This is a genomic window from Emticicia sp. TH156 (genome assembly GCF_002855535.1).
In the GTDB taxonomy this organism is placed as follows: domain Bacteria; phylum Bacteroidota; class Bacteroidia; order Cytophagales; family Spirosomataceae; genus Emticicia; species Emticicia fluvialis.
Genome location: NZ_PKRS01000001.1, coordinates 718761 through 735210 on the forward strand (window position 1 = coordinate 718761; position 16450 = coordinate 735210).

Sequence of the window (16450 nt, forward strand, 5' to 3'; positions counted from 1 at the left end):
ATGCCTTATACTCAATGCTATGAAACTCTTACTTTTTGTTTTTCCCCTTACTGTTTATGCACAAGCCCCCCCAAATGTAGAGAGTACCCTTGAAACCATTGATATTGAAACCGGTAAAAGAACGGTAGTAATTAAAGAAAAACGCCACTTTGAAGCCCCCAACTGGTCGAGAGACGGAAAGTACTTTATCATTAACTCGGGTGGTTTATTAGAGAAAATAGCCCTGAATGGTGAGAAAATGGGTAAAATTGACACCGGTTTTGCCAACAAATGCAATAACGACCACGGTATCAGTTTTGATGGCGCGTTGCTTATCATCAGCCATAACGACCCTCGTATGCAAGGCACCGCTGGTGGTTCTTCACGCATTTTTACGCTTCCAATACAAGGCGGCACCCCACAACTAATAACAGAGAAAGCCCCTTCATACTGGCATGGCATATCGCCGGACGGAAAAACACTGGTATACTGTGCCGCAAGAAACGGTGAATTTGATGTGTACAGCATACCCGTTAACGGCGGAGAAGAAAAAAGACTAACCAACACACCAAGCCTGGACGATGGCCCGGAATACTCTTACGATGGCAGATACATTTATTTTAACTCATACAGAAGCGGTAAAATGCATATATACCGCATGAACCCGGATGGCAGTAATCAGGAACAACTGACCTATGATGATTACAGCAACTGGTTTGCTCATCCATCGCCTGATGGCAAGCAGATAGTTTTTATTACATATATAGAAGACCAGAAAGCAACACACCCTTTTGGCAAAGACGTAAAACTGCGTATTATGAACTTGAAAACGAAAAAAATCAGGGATCTGACTGCGGTGTTCTTCGGTGGGCAGGGTACAATCAACGTACCCAGCTGGTCGCCGGATGGCAAAAAGCTGGCATTCGTATCTTATCAGGTAGATAAATAAATATTAAACCTTACGCACATGGCTGAAAATCTTTCTCGTCGTTCGTTTATCCAGAATCTGGGTGTGGGTATTGGCACCACAGCGGCAGCCTTCGCCATCCCATCCATTGTGAGTATTCCGGAGTCTAAACCAAAGTATGAAGGCAGGAAACTGGGTATAGCCCTGGTAGGGCTTGGCAGCTATGCCAAAAATCAACTGGCGGTTGGTTTAGAAAAAACCACTAATTGTTATCTGGCCGGTATAGTAACCGGTACACCCGCTAAAGCCGAAGAATGGATGAAGAAATATAACATTCCGAAAAAGAATGTGTATAACTACCAGAATTTCGACCAGATTGCAGATAATAAAGACATTGACATTGTGTATGTGGTACTGCCTAATTCTATGCACCCTGAGTTTGTGATTCGGGCGGCCAAAGCAGGCAAGCACGTTATGTGCGAAAAACCAATGGCCAATACTGTAGAAGAGTGCCAGGAAATGATAAAAGCCTGCAAAGATGCGGGCGTACAACTGGGCGTTGGCTACCGTATGCACTTTGAACCTTTTACAAAGGAGGTTATCAGGATGAGCCGTGAGAAAGTTTTCGGAGACCTGCGGTTTATACAGTCAAACTTTGGTTTCAGAATCGGTGACCCAACCCAATGGCGATTGAAAAAAGCCATGGCAGGCGGCGGCCCTTTGATGGATGTTGGCATTTACTGCGTGCAGGCAGCACGTTATGTAACAGGGAAAGAGCCTTTGGCTGTTACGGCACAGTTTGGGCCTATTACAGACCCGGAAAGATTCAAAGACGTAGAGGAGTCTGTATCATGGCAGTTTGATTTTCCGGATGCTGTAACCGTAAACGGTTTTACATCTTACAAAACCAATATTGAGCAATTGTTTATTACGGCCGATAAAGGCTTTATGCACCTGAGCCCGGCTTACAGCTATGGGCCAATTAAAGGGCGCACCAGCCAGGGCGATTTGCACTTACCCGTTGTGCATCATCAGGCCAATATGCTGGAAGCCATCTGTAAGGAATTTCTGGAAACCAAGCAATTCCCTCCCCATATATCAGGCGAAGAAGGGCTGAAAGATGCCCGGATACTATCGGCTATTTATGAGGCTGCGGGGAATGGGAAGAAGATTAAGTTGGTTTAGCAAAAGATATTTAAGAATATTGCCACGAATTCCATCAAGCTTTACTTCTATTCTAGCTTTGTGAAGCTCGTGGTAAAATAAATCAACCATATTTATAGTCCTGGGTTGTTACTTTTTTTACCTAAAAAAAAAAGTAACGCAAAAAAGCAGGCATCATTTAACTCGCGCAATTAAAAATCTGATAGTATTGCGGGGTTAATCTGAATCTATCGCCCGATTTTTAACTGCGCTCAAACAGGAAATGATGTTAGCGGACTTTAATTTTAGTGTTGATTTTCTACTCTTTGAATCTGAAATTTTAAATATCTTTATAATACTTTACGACCTATAAAAAAAAATAGCTGTGCCCGACGGGCACAGCTATTTTTTTTACAATGAGCTATCACTACAGCTTAGGCGCAGCCGGTTTATGTGGCGTATCAAAAGTTTTGGCTCCTTTTACTTTCACTTTCCGGCGATACACCTTATCTACACAGGTAATGTACATTATATCAAAATCTGGCCCGCCTAAGCATAGGTTAGATACCTGTCCTTTGGTTTTAGGTACCGGTAAAATGGCATTTACCCGACCGGTCTGGTCAAGTACCTGTATGCCGCTCAGCGTAGTTACATAAATTCGTCCGTCGCGGTCACATTTAAGTCCGTCAGACCACGCGTTTTCGTCTACATCTCTCACATGCAGCCATCCGAACTTTTGTTTATGTGCCAGCCTTCCGTCAGGTTGAATCTGATACACCCAAACCCAATGTGAGGCCGATTCGGTTACATATAATTGTGTCTGGTCGGGCGAGAGTGTCAGACCATTGGCAAACTTTAGCCCTTCATCTACCTCTACTTTTTCGCCATTAGGTCTTATCAGGTACAATTTACTTGGGCTGCTGACACCATTAGGAGCGGTGATATAAACATTACCGTTTTTAGCAACCACAATATCGTTGCCTGTCTGGTTGTCTGCTATAACGGTTTCTTTACCTGTCTGGTCATAATTAAGAATTTGTTTGGTGCCACCGGCTACTACATACCGCTTGCCATCTGGCCCGAAGCAAGTACCGCTCGATTTCTTCGCATCTATATCCAGTGTACTCAGTTGGCCTGCCAAATCTACCTTGTAGGTCTTTGAATTGGGGATATCCTGAAAGAACACTTCTCCTTTGGCATTGGCTGCCGTACCTTCTGTAAAGGTGTATCCCTCTCCTACCAGTTCCCATCCTTCATTATCAATCAGTATTTCGCTTAAAAACTGGTTTTTAGATTTACCGGCGGCTACAGGCTTCGGGTAGTCTTTCCATAACCAGCGCATGGCCTCAGGGAAAACAGCAGTGCCGTGTTTGCCGTTATGCCCGCCTTCTCCCCATATATGATTTACTTCATAGCCTGCAAAGGTCAATGCTCTTTCCATGGTTTCATTGGCTTTCCACCAGTCTCCGGCATAAATATTCAAATCGTTGGTGCCATCCTGCAAATAGACCCTGATTGGCTTGGGTTCATATTTACGGATGAGTGTTGGGTATTCATGCGCTCCCCTCAAACCCACATAAGTGCCAATAGCACTAAAGACCCTTGAGAAAGCATCAGGCCGCTCCCACGCTGCCGTAAAGGCACATACCGCACCGCTACTGGCACCACCAATGGCGCGGTCGTTCGCGCTCTTTGACAAACGGATTGGTCGTCCGTCACTCGCTTTTTTCTTTTCTACTTCCGGCAAAAGCTCTTCTAAAAGAAATCTTGCGTAGGCATCACCCAGTCCATCATATTCATAACTGCGGTTGAAGCGGTCGAGCGCCGTTTCTGCATTGGCTGCTTTTACCCTGCCGTGCATCACAAAGACACCGATGGTAACAGGCATTTCTTTTTTGTAAATCAGGTTATCGAAAACCGTCGGGGCCTTCCATTGAACACCGTCCTGATTGATATACACACAGGCAGGTTTATCGGGATTGTATTGTGCCGGAATATACACCCAGTATTCGCGCCAGGTACCGGGGAAAATCTTTGAGTCCTGAAATTCAAACTTCAGCACTTCTCCTTTAGGTACGCCTGCCTGTTCGATAGATGCGGGGTCGTCAGGATAGTTTTCATTAGGCGTCTGGGCATAGGCACACATTTGCCAGCAGGCAAAGAAGACAGCAATTATTTTTTTCATAGGTGAGAAGAAACGGGTGAAACAGATTAACCAAATGTAGCAAAAACTTTTGGACTCTAAACTCCTGTTAATCAATATTATAATCACATTGCGCCTTAAAAAAACCTAAATATCATACCAATTAAAAAGTAGCCGGGCAAGCGCACCTGATACAGGTTATATATTAACCCGTTAAAAACAATTGCCCACATAGGTGCAAAAAATAAAATTATCCAAATAATATTTATTCTGAAAATAAATTATCCTAATTTTGCATAAATTTTAGAAAAAGCAACCATATTAACATTTTATTAAGGATAAATTAACTTACAATATAATGTCAGCAGCAACAAATTACATTCCCTACAAAGTAAAAGATATTGCATTGGCCGATTGGGGTCGTAAAGAAATTAAATTAGCCGAAGCCGAAATGCCAGGTTTGATGGCCATCCGTAAAGAATACGGACCATCAAAACCATTGGCAGGAGCGCGTGTAGCAGGTTGCTTACACATGACCATACAGACAGCCGTTCTGATTGAAACTTTGGTTGAACTAGGCGCTGAAGTAACGTGGTCGTCATGTAATATCTTCTCAACACAAGACCACGCCGCTGCTGCCATTGCTGCTGCGGGTATTCAGGTTTATGCCTGGAAAGGCCAGACGGCCGAAGAGTTTGACTGGTGTATTGAGCAAACCTTGTTTTTTGGTGAAGAACAAAAACCATTGAACATGATTCTTGATGATGGTGGTGACCTAACCAACATGGTGTTTGACAAATACCCTGAGTTGATTGGTGATATTAAAGGCCTTTCAGAAGAAACAACTACTGGCGTTCACCGTTTATATGAGCGTCAGAGAAACGGCACTTTGCACCTGCCGGCCATTAACGTAAACGACTCGGTAACGAAATCTAAATTTGACAACAAATACGGTTGTCGTGAGTCGTTAGTAGACGCTATCCGTCGTGCAACCGACTTAATGCTTGCCGGTAAAGTGGCTGTTGTAGCCGGATACGGTGATGTAGGTAAAGGCTCGGCAGATTCACTTCGTGGTGCAGGTTGTAGAGTGTTGGTTACTGAAATTGACCCGATTTGTGCATTACAGGCAGCTATGGACGGCTACGAAGTAGTTACGATGGACGAGGCCGCTACCCGTGCCAACATCTTTGTAACAGCTACCGGAAACATTGATATTATCCGCGACCGCCACTTCAAAGCCATGCGTGATAAAGCAGTGGTTTGTAACATTGGCCACTTCGATAACGAAATTGATATGGCTTGGTTGAACAAAAACTATGGCCACACAAAATCTACTATCAAACCACAGGTAGATATGTATGAAATTGATGGCAAAGACATCATTATTCTGGCTGAAGGCCGCCTGGTAAACCTGGGTTGTGCTATGGGTCACCCATCATTCGTGATGTCGTGCTCGTTCTCTAACCAGACTTTGGCACAGATTGAGCTTTGGAACAACAGCGATAAATATGAGAAAAAAGTGTACGTGCTACCTAAGCAACTGGACGAGAAAGTAGCTGCTTTCCACCTGGCTCACGTTGGCGCTAAACTTGACACGCTTAATATAGACCAGGCTGCCTACATTGGTGTGGCAGTTGAAGGGCCTTTCAAATCAGAAATGTATCGTTATTAATACGCAATATCTGAATGGTATCAGGCGGGGGTTTCAACAGAAGCCTCCGCTTTTTTGTACCTGTGCGTTAGTATTTAAGCCTATATTGATAATTTATTTTGGTATGCCAGACCATAATTAGCCGAATTTAAGCGAATATTGTGATTTAAACCACTCTAGTTTTCATGAACCTGAAATTAAAATCCAAGCTTCGTAAAATTACTACTTTCATTTTTGATATTGACGGCGTACTGACCGACTCAACTGTGCTGGCATTAAGAGGCGGCGAACTGGCCCGCACTTTTAATGTAAAAGACGGTTATGCAATGGGCAAAGCGGTGAGGTCCGGGTATTCTATTGCCATTATATCGGGCGGCAAAGAAGAGAGTGTACGTGAAAGGCTTTCACCATTAGGTATAAAAGATATTTTTCTGGGTGTACGTACCGACCAGAAGCTCTCGGTTTTTGACCAATATCTGATAGACAATAACCTTACAGCTGAGCAAACCATTTATATGGGCGATGATTTACCTGATTGGGAGATTATGAAACACAGAAAAGTGCTTTCTGTATGCCCAGCCGATGCCGTAGCTGAAATTGTGGAGGTTGCCAATTACCGCTCAACCAAAGACGGCGGCAAAGGTGCAGTAAGAGAGATTATAGAAATGGTAATGAAAGAACAGGGTAAGTGGATGAAGATATTTTAATCTCTGATTTTTTACTTACGGCGGATGAATTTATCGGCTACAGAAACAAAGGTTAGTTTTAATTTTTGATACCGACTTAAGTCGATATGTACCGAGAAACTAACCTTTGTTTAGACAGTCGCCCAATTCATTGGGTGAACTTACAACGATTTAATCAAAATCCAGCAGGTTTCAACTTTAAGCCCGCTGTTTCTTCTAATCCGAAAATCAGATTCATGTTCTGCACAGCCTGCCCTGACGCCCCTTTGGTAAGGTTATCTATAACGCTGCTTATAAGCAGATTATCGCCATGCTTCTCCAGATGCAATATGCATTTATTAGTATTTACCACTTGCTTCAGGTCTATTTCAGACTCGTCGCTTATATGTGTAAAGGGGTGTTCTTTGTAATAATTTTTATACAGTGCCTGAGCCTCTTCTATGGTGCCATCAAATTTGGTATACACATTGGCCATAATGCCTCTGGTAAAGTTACCACGGTAAGGTATAAAGTTAACGGCCTTGCCAAAGTCTGACTGCAAAGACCTGATGCTCTGGTTGATTTCTTTCAGGTGCTGGTGGGTGAACGCTTTATAAATAGAAATATTGTTGTTTCTCCAGCTAAAATGAGTAGTGGCAGAGAGCGATTGCCCCGCACCAGTGCTGCCTGTTATGGCGCTTACGTGTATATCTTCTTTTAAAATGCCGGCTTTTGCCAAAGGCAGTAAGGCCAGCTCTATACTGGTGGCAAAGCAACCCGGATTAGCAATTTTGGCGGCTGTTTTTATCTTGTCTCTTTGCAGCTCAGGCAGCCCATAGGTAAAGCCATTGCTTTCATCACGGAAGTCGGTGCTGAGGTCAACAATTTTCATGTTTTCAGGAATGGTATGTTCAGCCAGAAACTTCTTTGATTCGTTATGCCCCGAACATAGGAACAATACATCCGCTTTGCTGAAATCCTGCTCATCGGCAAATGTTAAATCAGTTTCGCCCAACAGGTCTCCGTGGGTAGCATATACTGGTTTACCTGCCTGGCTTTTAGAGTTAACAAATGCAATGCTGGCGTTTGGGTGGTTTAGCAATATTCTCAGTAGTTCTCCCCCTGTATATCCTGCTCCTCCGATGATTCCGATATTGATTTTCATAAGCAAATAAAAAAATTTAATGCAATTCCAGCTTGCCCGCGGGTAAGCTACTTGCCAAAGAATAATGTAACAGTTAATGTATTGCTAGTACAGAAAATACCCTGCTTTGCGGGTATGAAGTATAACAACAGATAGTTTGTAAGAAGTTTCTGGCGCAAATTTAAGATATTTTAAATGTTCTTTCGGCTTCAATTGAAAACTTTTACATCTATGTATCAGATAAAACTTATAATTTTGGCAAAAATCTAAAATCTACATTATGCTATTTTTAGAAATACCCTGGAATGTAAATCCGATTATTGTTAAACTCGGTAGTTTTGAATTACGCTGGTATGGGCTCTTTTTTGCATCTGGCTTTCTGATAGGCTACCAGATAATGGCCCATATCTTCAAAAAGGAAAGAAAACCGGAAAAAGACCTGGATTCTCTCTTATTTGTAATGATAATTGCTACCGTAATAGGTGCACGTTTCGGGCATTATTTCTTTTATGAATTTGAAAGTTTCAAACAAGACCCCGGGAAGTTTCTGATTGATATGATTGTGCCACCGTACACAGGTCTGGCCAGCCACGGCGCCACTATTGGTATTCTTACAGCGCTGTTTGTTTATGGCCGCAAGCACAAAGACCAGCCCTTTCTGTGGATAACAGACCGCATTGTTATTACTGTGGCTTTGGGGGGCGCTTTTATACGGCTGGGAAACCTGATGAACCACGAGATAGTGGGTAAACCAAGTAATGTACCCTGGGCTTTTCGGTTCAATACTTTTAGCCTGAATCCTGACGGTTCTTTAAAAATGACTCCCGAGGCATTTGCCCGCCATCCTGCACAGTTATATGAAGCACTTTCATGCCTTGTTCTGTGCGGCTTGTTGTTTTATTTATGGAACCGTTTTAAAGAAAAAACACCACATGGATTGCTGCTGGGCATATTTCTGATATGGGTATTTACACTGCGTTTCCTTTACGAATTCCTGAAAGAAAACCAGGAGGCATTTGAAGACAAAATGACCTATAACATGGGGCAGATTCTGAGTATTCCGGCGGTGCTGCTGGGTATAGGTATTCTGATTTACTCTTTAACCAAAGGAAAAAAAGATGCAGAGTATTACTCAACGCATACATTTGAAGCAAAAGAGAATAAAAAATAAAAAAATGCCCCGCAAGATAGTTTCCTGCGGGGCATTTCAATATTTAACAAATAAAAATGGTTTAACTGGCCATTAGAAACCCTTTGATAAACTCGTCTATCTCGCCATTTAAAACAGCTTCAGTGTTAGACGTCTGAATATTCGTCCGATGGTCTTTCACCCGGCGGTCATCCAATACGTAACTTCTAATCTGCGAGCCCCACTCTATCTTCATTTTTCCGGCTTCTGTTTCAGCTTTGGCAGCATTCCGTTTTTCAACCTCTAACTGATACAACTTAGACTTCAACATCTGCATGGCATGTTCGCGGTTGGCATGCTGGCTACGTTCTATCTGGCAGGTTATCACAATACCGGTTGGCTTATGGGTAAGCTGTACCTTTGTTTCAACCTTGTTTACATTCTGCCCTCCGGCACCACCCGAGCGAGAAGTCTGGATTTCAATATCTGCATCTTTTATCTCAATATTTATTGAATCATCCACTAAAGGATAGGCATAAACCGATGCAAATGATGTGTGACGACGCGCGTTGGAGTCGAAAGGTGAAACCCGGACAAGCCGATGCACTCCGTTTTCTGATTTCAGGAATCCATAAGCCATAGGGCCTTCAATCTGTAATGAAACCGATTTTACTCCGGCTGTATCACCATCCTGATAGTCGAGCTCCGATACTTTGTAGCCTTTTTTGTTGGCCCACATCATATACATCCGCATTAGCATACTGGTCCAATCCTGGCTTTCTGTTCCACCGGCACCTGCATTTATCTCCAATACAGCGCTAAACTGGTCTTCTTCATTAGAGAGCATCTTTTTCAGCTCTAATTCTTCCAGTATTTCATTAAATTTCTTGCCCTCTTCGTCTACTTCTTCTTCTGTGGCTTCGCCCATAGTGTAGAACTCAAACAGGGTTTCAAGGTCACCCAGAGCGCTTTCAGCCTTTTCATAGCCGCCTGTCCAGCCTTTCAGGGCGCGTACCTGTTTCATTACGTTTTCGGCCTTTTCGGCATCTAACCAGAACTCCGGCTGGGCGGTCTGGTTCTCGAGGTCATCTAGTTGTTCTTTCTTGCTATCGTAGTCAAAGATACCCCCTTAAAGCCGCTACTCTGGCTTTTAACTCCTTCAATTGTTCGGTAGTCATATTTGTGTTTGAAATTATTTATCGCTGGTAAAGACTGCTTACTTTAAGTTACAGCCTGCAAAACTACTTAATTTTATTCATTATCCTTAACTTGCGCTTTCAGATATTATTCTATTCTGATTTTTTTTAAACAACTTTTTTGTTTTGGTGTTATATCTTTACCCGAAAACGCATACTGACATCAGATGTACTGATTTACGGCTCATCTGAAAGGGATATTACCCGAACACACATTAACCTAAGTTAAGAAAATTTATAACATAATGAGTAACTACTCCATACGAGATTTAGAGCATTTATCCGGAATAAAAGCTCATACCCTAAGAATCTGGGAGCAACGTTATAATATTATAACCCCTAAACGTAGCGATACTAATATCAGAATTTATGATGATGAAGATCTGAAATTGGTGCTGAATATAGCGCTCCTGAAAGACCACGAGTACAAGATTTCTGAAATTGCAAAGCTCTCAGCCGATCAGCTGTCAAAAGAGGTTATTGAAATTTCTGAGAAAAAAAACAGCTATCCGGAGCAAATACATGCGCTTACCATTGCCATGATTGACCTGGACGAAGCCCAGTTTGAACGAATAATGCATATCAATAACAATAGGTTTGGTTTTGAGGATATGATGATAAACATCATTTACCCTTTCCTGAGCCGAATTGGTATTTTATGGGTAACAGGTTCTATTGGCCCGGCGCAAGAGCATTTCATATCTAACCTCATACGCCAGAAACTTATTGTGGCCATAGATAGCAAAAGCCCTTCTTTTACTGAAGAGTCGAAAAAATTTGTGTTGTTTTTACCGGAAGGCGAGCTGCACGAACTTTCTTTGCTTTTTGCCAATTTTGTACTCCGAGCCCGCAATCATAAAGTTATCTATCTGGGGCAAACCCTTCCGTTTGATGAACTCGTATATGTTTGTGAGTCTCAGAAACCCGACTATATTTTCTCTGCAATTACCACTACGCCATCTCAAAAAGACGCGCAGGCTTATGTAACGCGCCTGGAAAATAAATTTCCGGACACTCAGATTCTGCTCACCGGCTATCAGGTTATTGGGCAAGGTATAGAAACCGGCACCCATACGCGCATTATAACTCATATTAACCAGTTAATTGAAGTTGCAGAGCAAAAAGCCTGAAACCATGTATAACATTTGAAAGCAAAACGCCCCGACTTGAGAAAGCCGGGGCGTTTATCATTTTATAATCTGAAAGATTACGCTTTCTTAGATTTTTTGCTTTCTGCTGCCACCGGAGCTGCTGCTGCCAGTTTCTCAGCTTCTTTGCGCATATCGCGTTGCATACCGTCAACAACGATAGGCGTTGCTACGAACAACGAAGAGTAAGTACCCACGATTACCCCGATAAACATAGCGAATACGAAGCCACGGATGGTTTCACCACCAAAAATCAATAATACCAATAGTACAAGCAAGGTAGAGAAACCGGTTACGGCTGTTCTACTCAAAGTACTATTCAAGGCATTGTTGATAACCGTTGGGATATCTTCCTTCAGATCACGTTTCTCGGCCAGATACTCACGCACCCGGTCAAATACAACCACGGTGTCGTTCATTGAGTAACCCATGATGGTTAGCACGGCACCTACAAAAGCCTGGTCAACATCAAGCGAGAATGGCAAGAAACCACGAAGAATAGAGAATACCCCAAGGATAATCAGAACGTCGTGCAACAATGCCACCAATGAGCCGTAACCAAAAGCCAGCTTGCGGAACCGGATATAAATATAGGCGAATACCAATATGATTGAAATTAAAACGGCTTTTATTGCACCCCAGATGGCATCATTAGCAATGGTTGGCCCTACTTTTGAAGAGCTCACTACTTTTCCGGAGTTGCCATTTACATTTGCCAGAACTTTGTTTACACTAGCCTGAATGTCTTTTTCAACTTCTGTATTGGTGTTTTCAATTTTATAAGGCGTGGTGATTTTCACCTGGTCGAAACCTCCGAAAGTTTTAACCTCAATGGCCTGGCCTTCAAATGTAGGTTTCAATGCGTTTTCAATATCTTCGGTATTGACAGTCTGGGTGAATTTGGCAATGTAAGTACGGCCACCCAGGAAGTCTACACCAAGACCAAATCCTTTGATTGCAATTGAAATAATACCTGCAATAATAATGGCACTTGAAATAGTGTAATACAACTTGCGTTTGGATACAAAATCGAATTTCGAATCTTTGAACAGTTTCTCTGACCACTTAGTAACAAATGAAACCGATTTACCTTTACTAATGTAGTATTCAAAGAATAATCTTGAAACAAAAATAGCTGAGAACAATGACGTGAAGATACCAATCAATAACGTAGTAGCAAAACCAAGAATAAGACCTGTACCAAAAACAAAAAGTACAACCCCAGTGATAAGTGTGGTTACGTTGGAGTCAATGATAGACGACATTGCATTTTTGAAACCATCTCTTACGGCATCTTTAAAGGTTTTACCCAGCGCCAACTCTTCTTTGATACGCTCATAGATAAGTACGTTAGCATCGACAGACACCCCTACTGACAATACCATACCGGCAATACCCGGCAAGGTAAGTGTAGCGCCAAAAGAGGCCATTACACCTAGCAGCAGGAACAAGTTTACAATAAGGGCAATATCGGCAATGACACCGGCTTTGTTGTAGTAAATTAACACAAAGCCCAAAACTATCAACAAACCAACTAATGAAGAAATAATACCAGCCTGAGCAGCTTCAGAACCTACCGTAGCACCTACGATGTCTTCAGAGATGATGTTGGTTGGTGCTGGCAATTTACCGGCTTTCAACACATTGGCTAAGTCTTGTGCTTCTTCTACAGTAAAGTTACCGGCAATGCTTGAGCGTCCTCCCCCAATTTCTCCGTTTACGTTTGGCGCAGAATACACATAGTTATCAAGAATTATAGCTATCGGGCGACCAATGTTTGCACCTGTTAAGGCTTTCCATTTTCTGGCGCCTTCTGCATTCATCTGCATTTCAACGGCAGGTTTTCCGCGTTCATCATAATCCTGGCTGGCGTTGGTTACTACGTCACCTTCCAAAGGAGCCTTGCCCAGGTCTTTCACAAAATACATATCCACAATTTCTTCGCTGGTGTTGGTACCATTCGCACGAGGCTTGATATCAAAAACGTAGCTGGCGTTTGCCGGGAACAAAGCACGTACATCTGAACGATCCATTACTTCTTTTACGCGGGCAATGTCTTTGGTTCTAACAGCCAGGCCATAGCCTGTTGGTATGAAAAGGTTGCTGAAAGCGTTGTTCTGGCGTTGAGCCAAAGCAGTTGAGTCTCCTTTAGTTGAATCTCCCTTGGCGCCACCGGCCAACTGAGCACTCAGGCTGTTTTTAGAACTGTCTTTTGGCGTGCTGGCAGTAGTGGTTTCAGCTGCTGCCGGAGCTTTCTTTCTTGCTTCAATATCCATCTGCAATAAAATACCTGCAAGACCATCAATTGCCGGGGCAATTTCCTGCATTGTATACACTTCGCAGAATTCAAGTTTGGCTGCACCAGATAACAACTTGCGCACGCGGTCAGGGTTATCAACACCTGGTAACTCTACCTGAATGCGGTTAGTACCAGATAAACGTTGAAGGTTAGGGTTAGCCACACCGAATTTATCAACACGGGTCTGGATAATTCTGAAGGCACGGTCAAAAGCCCCATCTACTTCTTTTTTAATGTAGTTTACAACCTGGCTGTCTGACGACTCAAGGCTAAGTGTACCGCGGTTTGAGCTATTAGAAAAAACCGAAGCCAGTTTTGTGTCTGGTGCCAGCTTTTTGTACTCCTGCGCAAACAGGTCTACAAAGTTTGTATTGGTAGAAACGGCTCTTTTCTGAGCGTTTTCAATAGCGGTAGCTACTTTAGGGTCTCTTGCGCTGGCTGCAAGCGAACGAAGGATTTCGGCAGGAGAAACCTCAAGAATTACACTCATACCTCCTTGAAGGTCAAGGCCAAGGCCTAATTCCTGTTTGGTAAGGTCTTCAGTAGTTGTGCCTAAAAACACTGGTTTTTTCCATAGAGAGTCCAGATATCTTTGTTTTTTGGCGTAATCAATTTTTCCTGATTTGTCGGTAGCAAAAGCCTCTGCATCTTTTCTGATGTCGTTGGCTTTCCAGGTACGCAATAAAAAGTAAGCACTGATTGACAGGAAGGCAACCAAAAGCGCTATAATTCCACCTTTGTTGTTCATTAGAGGGTATATTTAAGAAATAAAATTGAATTTGAATTGAAGCATCATGACGGTCTCATGATTAAAAAGAAGAATGGCACAGCCCGTACCGGGCTAAAATACTATGGGGCGTTGGGTGCAATGTGGTGCTCGTACAGTTTTTCGAAGTATGATAGTCTGTACAAAGGCTTGGTAATGGTTTTAACCGAGGTTTCAACTACCACATAAATTATCTGCGGAAGCGGAACACGGATAGCATAATGGCCAAAATCAAAAGCATGGCTGGGTACTACTACTTCAAGCGATACCTCTCTTACAACCGTTTGTTCTTTCGAATTATCTTTTTTGTCTGCCTTGTCAGCCTTCGTCTTCTCAACGGCAACAGGTGCTTCCGGCGAATGTTTGTGGTAAATCTGTTTACCCAAAACACTCGTCAGTACAACCATGACGAACATTAAAAGCCCGAAAGAACGCGATATGTAAGAGTTTTTTGCCATTAAGGGTGACAAAGCTACAAGTTTTTCACGAAATAAGTCAAATAAGCCGCTAAAAATTTAAAACTAATAAACAGAAAGCGTGCCCTGAATACTGCACTTGCAGCATATTAAGGCACGCTTCATACAAAAAACGGTATGTTTATCTGAAAACCACTACACCTGATGCTTTTAGCTTTTCAGCCTCTTTGGCAGGGAGTGTCCAGTCATTGTTAAATCTTCCTCCGGCTATTACGTTATTAACGGTACCTTTAAAGAGTACAAAGTCCTGAAATCTGGCTATGTTATTCATAGGCATCGGGGAATTCTGGCGAGACATGGCATTCGGATTTTCGCTCAGGGTCCACCACGGTAGACCAGAGTTAACCAGCACATAGCGCGCTCCTACCGGAAACACATAAGCCAGGCCATAGTCTGTGGCCGAGGCATTTAGTTGTACCGGCAGTTTATCACTGAATTTATCAATCAGGCTATTGGTCTCTTTCGTACCGAAAAGAATCAGATTTGAACTTTCTATATCGCTCGGGCGCACTTCTTTATCGCTCAACAGGCGCGGAAACACCATTACCCTGCCTATGAAATCACCTCTGTAAACCGACCACTCCATGGCTTTCTGTGCCTCGGTGCGTCTTCTGTTCAGTTCGTCGGCAGATGGGCTCCCACCTGTGCCATACACATAAATATGGCGGTCGGCTATGGCCTCTGTCATGGGGCCTTCTGCACCGGGTTTCTTAGCTGATGCGAAGGTACCCGAAGTATTAACTGCCCATGTGTTATTATTTTGGGTAAGTGTTACGCCAGAGCCCGTTTCTGCCTTAATTGCCTGCCCGTTAATAACTAACTCTAAAGGCAATTTTGATTTAAAAGACGGGTGCCCATCCAGCTTTAATGTAAAAGATAGCAGGCCTTTGGTGGTAATCTCAAGTTTATTTTTGGCAGTAAACTGGGCATCAATTGATGCGGTAGTACCCGGCGTAAACTCATCAAAAACTACCCAGTAAGCTTTATTGTGTTTATATTGGCTGGTGGCAAAACGAACGCGTTCAGGGAAAGGGTTTCTTTTGAATTGAGAGAACCAGCTGAAAATAAACTCGTCTTTGTAGGCGTTTTCCCAGCTGTTGTGTTTCACACCCGGATATTCGGTATATTCTACCTGCGCCCCGACATCTTTAAACCGTTGCACCCATTTACGGGTTGAGTCAACTTTTACGGCCGGGTCCTGGTCGCCCTGAAAAAAATAAACCGGGTAATTCAATGCATTGGGTGCCATTTCGAGGGTTCCGGCCGGAGGCGCCGGGCAAACCGGCGCAATGGCAGCCCAAATATCAGGGTAACTCAGGCCTATCCACATGGTTCCGCCGCCACCCATTGACAACCCCGTAAGGTAGGTACGGTTTTCATCTATTGAGAAACGCTTCTTTGCATCGGCAAGCATATCCATTACATCTTTTTCAGCCACACCCTGATACCCCATTGTACCACGTGCATAAGCGCTGATAACAATGTAGTTTACATCTTTCCATTCAGGAAAATAACGGCTGGCTTCTACGTCAGACTCTCCCTCTGCATTGCTTTTGCCAAATACACGGCGCAAAGCCAGACGGTGATTAGACCCTGCCCCATGTAACATAACCACCAGAGGATATTTCTTTTTGGGATTATAGTTTTTAGGCAGATACAAGCCATAAGGCTGCTCGGTGTCGTCAACGTCAGAATGGAAAGTTAGCACCTGCGGCCCCGGTGCCAGTTTTTGCCCAAAGGCAAGGAGGTGAAATCCTGACAGCACAAAGGCCGTCAGGATTGTTCTTAAGATTAAAGTTTTCAT

At 43.2% G+C, this 16450-nt stretch carries 12 protein-coding genes; 6 read left to right on the forward strand and 6 right to left on the reverse strand.

The annotated features are described in order from the left end of the window. Positions 1-19: 19 nt before the first annotated feature. Positions 20-928 carry a DUF5050 domain-containing protein gene (locus C0V77_RS03075; protein WP_101724827.1) on the forward strand — a complete coding sequence of 303 codons (909 nt, stop codon included), beginning with the start codon at positions 20-22 and terminating at the stop codon, positions 926-928. 18 nt (positions 929-946) lie between these two features. Beyond that, a complete protein-coding gene (locus C0V77_RS03080; RefSeq protein WP_101724828.1) occupies positions 947-2071 on the forward strand; it encodes a Gfo/Idh/MocA family protein in 1125 nt (374 codons plus the stop codon). Between the two features lie 385 nt (positions 2072-2456). Here C0V77_RS03080 and C0V77_RS03085 read toward each other — a convergent pair whose 3' ends face one another. Continuing rightward, positions 2457-4214: an SMP-30/gluconolactonase/LRE family protein gene (locus C0V77_RS03085; RefSeq protein ID WP_101724829.1), complete on the reverse strand. Its 1758-nt coding sequence runs from the start codon at positions 4212-4214 to the stop codon at positions 2457-2459. Between the two features lie 316 nt (positions 4215-4530). Between C0V77_RS03085 and ahcY the strand changes: the two genes are divergently transcribed. Both ahcY and C0V77_RS03095 read left to right on the forward strand, forming a co-directional pair. Beyond that, positions 4531-5844 (forward strand): adenosylhomocysteinase, encoded by a 1314-nt coding sequence (gene ahcY / locus C0V77_RS03090; RefSeq protein ID WP_101724830.1) that lies wholly within the window; start codon positions 4531-4533, stop codon positions 5842-5844. A gap of 164 nt (positions 5845-6008) precedes the next feature. After that, entirely contained in the window at positions 6009-6530 is a 522-nt protein-coding gene (locus tag C0V77_RS03095; RefSeq protein ID WP_101724831.1) for an HAD family hydrolase, read from the forward strand. Between the two features lie 154 nt (positions 6531-6684). On the opposite strand, the gene argC is transcribed toward C0V77_RS03095, so the two are convergent. Beyond that, on the reverse strand, positions 6685-7653 hold the full coding sequence (gene argC / locus C0V77_RS03100) for an N-acetyl-gamma-glutamyl-phosphate reductase (protein ID WP_101724832.1): 969 nt from the start codon (positions 7651-7653) through the stop codon (positions 6685-6687). Between the two features lie 259 nt (positions 7654-7912). On the opposite strand from argC, the gene lgt reads away from it, so the two are divergent. Further along, positions 7913-8803 (forward strand): prolipoprotein diacylglyceryl transferase, encoded by an 891-nt coding sequence (lgt, locus tag C0V77_RS03105; RefSeq protein WP_101724833.1) that lies wholly within the window; start codon positions 7913-7915, stop codon positions 8801-8803. Between the two features lie 61 nt (positions 8804-8864). Here the strand turns inward: lgt and prfB are convergent. Then, positions 8865-9939, reverse strand: a protein-coding gene (gene prfB, locus C0V77_RS03110; protein ID WP_101724834.1) for a peptide chain release factor 2 whose coding sequence is annotated in 2 segments (ribosomal slippage) — positions 8865-9878 and positions 9880-9939 — 1074 coding nt in all. Because the reading frame shifts where the segments join, the coding sequence is not laid out codon by codon here. A gap of 263 nt (positions 9940-10202) precedes the next feature. Between prfB and C0V77_RS03115 the strand changes: the two genes are divergently transcribed. Beyond that, complete coding sequence (locus tag C0V77_RS03115; protein WP_101724835.1) at positions 10203-11087, forward strand: MerR family transcriptional regulator; 885 nt, start codon at positions 10203-10205, stop codon at positions 11085-11087. Between the two features lie 77 nt (positions 11088-11164). On the opposite strand, the gene secDF is transcribed toward C0V77_RS03115, so the two are convergent. From secDF to C0V77_RS03130, 3 genes are all read right to left on the reverse strand, one after another. Continuing rightward, complete coding sequence (secDF, locus tag C0V77_RS03120) at positions 11165-14152, reverse strand: protein translocase subunit SecDF (RefSeq protein ID WP_101724836.1); 2988 nt, start codon at positions 14150-14152, stop codon at positions 11165-11167. A 101-nt stretch (positions 14153-14253) separates the two neighbouring features. Continuing rightward, a complete protein-coding gene (locus C0V77_RS03125; protein WP_143705996.1) occupies positions 14254-14628 on the reverse strand; it encodes a hypothetical protein in 375 nt (124 codons plus the stop codon). Between the two features lie 139 nt (positions 14629-14767). After that, the gene (locus tag C0V77_RS03130) at positions 14768-16450 is read right to left on the reverse strand and encodes an alpha/beta hydrolase-fold protein (RefSeq protein WP_101724838.1); all 1683 of its coding nucleotides are present in this window, start codon (positions 16448-16450) and stop codon (positions 14768-14770) included.